Raw genomic sequence first — 1,338 nt, 5'->3', positions numbered from 1 at the left:
TTGGTAATGCTGGTGTTGGTGCATTCTGGCGCTTAAACGATGCATTGTCACTTCGTACTGAAGCTCGTGGTACATATAACTTTGATGAACAATTCTGGAACTATACTGCACTTGCAGGTTTGAACGTAGTTCTTGGTGGTCATTTGAAACCAGCTGCTCCAGTTGTTGAAGTTGCTCCAGTTGAGCCAACTCCAGTTCAACCTCAACCACAAGAGTTGACTGAAGACCTTAACATGGAACTTCGTGTGTTCTTTGATACAAACAAATCAAACATCAAAGATCAATATAAGCCAGAAATCGCGAAAGTTGCTGAAAAGTTAGTTGAATACCCTAACGCAACTGCTCGTATCGATGGTCACACAGATAACACTGGTCCTCGTAAGTTGAACGAACGTTTATCTCTAGCTCGTGCTAACTCTGTTAAATCAGCTCTTGTAAACGAATACAACATCGATGCAGCTCGTTTATCTACTCAAGGTTTCGCGTGGGATCAACCGATTGCTGACAACAGCACGAAAGAAGGTCGCGCTATGAACCGTCGTGTATTCGCTACAATTACTGGTAGCCGTACTGTCGTAGTTCAACCTGGTCAACAAGCTCAATAATCTGAGTTTTTGATTGCAAAAGAGCAGCTTTAGAGCTGCTCTTTTTTTATTGCTATTCTCAATATAAATATAAAAAATGCACTCAAAAGTGCATTTATGAGATCAATTTTAGCTTAGGTAAGAAGCTTCGTTAGCATTTCCTCATAGATTTCAGCTAAAGGTTCTAGATCGGCAACATTCACATGCTCATTAATTTGATGGATAGATGCATTTAGTACGCCCAATTCTAAAACTTGTGCGCCAGTAGGGGCGATAAAGCGTCCATCTGAAGTGCCGCCAGTTGTCGATAATTGACTTTTAGTGCCTGTAACTTTTTGAATCGCATGTTTGGCTGCATTGACGAGTTCGCCAACAGGAGTTAAAAAAGGTAATCCTGACAGAGTCCAGTCGATATGATACTCAAACCCATGTCGATTAAGTAAATCTATAACACGCTGTTTTAAAATCTCTGCTGTAACTTCGGTTGAGTATCTAAAATTAAAGGTTACTTCTAGTGTTCCCGGAACAACATTAGTTGCTCCTGTTCCAGAATGAATGTTGGAGATTTGGAAAGTGGTCGCTGGAAAATATTGATTACCTTCATCCCAGACTGTTTCACACAGTTCATCAATAGCAGCGGCAGCCAAATGAATTGGATTACGCGCCAGATGCGGATAAGCAACATGTCCTTGTTTACCTTTAACCGTTAAAACGCCATTGAGTGAGCCACGGCGTCCATTTTTGATAATATCGC

General features: G+C 41.1%; 2 protein-coding genes. One reads left to right on the top strand and one right to left on the bottom strand.

Annotation, left to right across the window (positions count from 1 at the left end; all coding sequences use genetic code 11):
- The coding region (locus tag JR005_RS14380) for an OmpA family protein (RefSeq protein WP_228731736.1) at positions 1 to 605 on the top strand (605 nt) is incomplete at its 5' end.
- A 113-nt stretch (positions 606 to 718) separates the two neighbouring features.
- Here JR005_RS14380 and dapE read toward each other — a convergent pair.
- A partial coding sequence (gene dapE, locus JR005_RS14375; protein WP_228731735.1) for a succinyl-diaminopimelate desuccinylase occupies positions 719 to 1,338 on the bottom strand: 620 nt, incomplete at its 5' end.

Origin of the sequence: Acinetobacter sp. Colony158 (assembly GCF_019264745.1) — a bacterium.
Taxonomy (GTDB): Bacteria; Pseudomonadota; Gammaproteobacteria; order Pseudomonadales; family Moraxellaceae; genus Acinetobacter; species Acinetobacter ursingii.
This window is presented reverse-complemented; position numbering and strand designations above follow the sequence as displayed.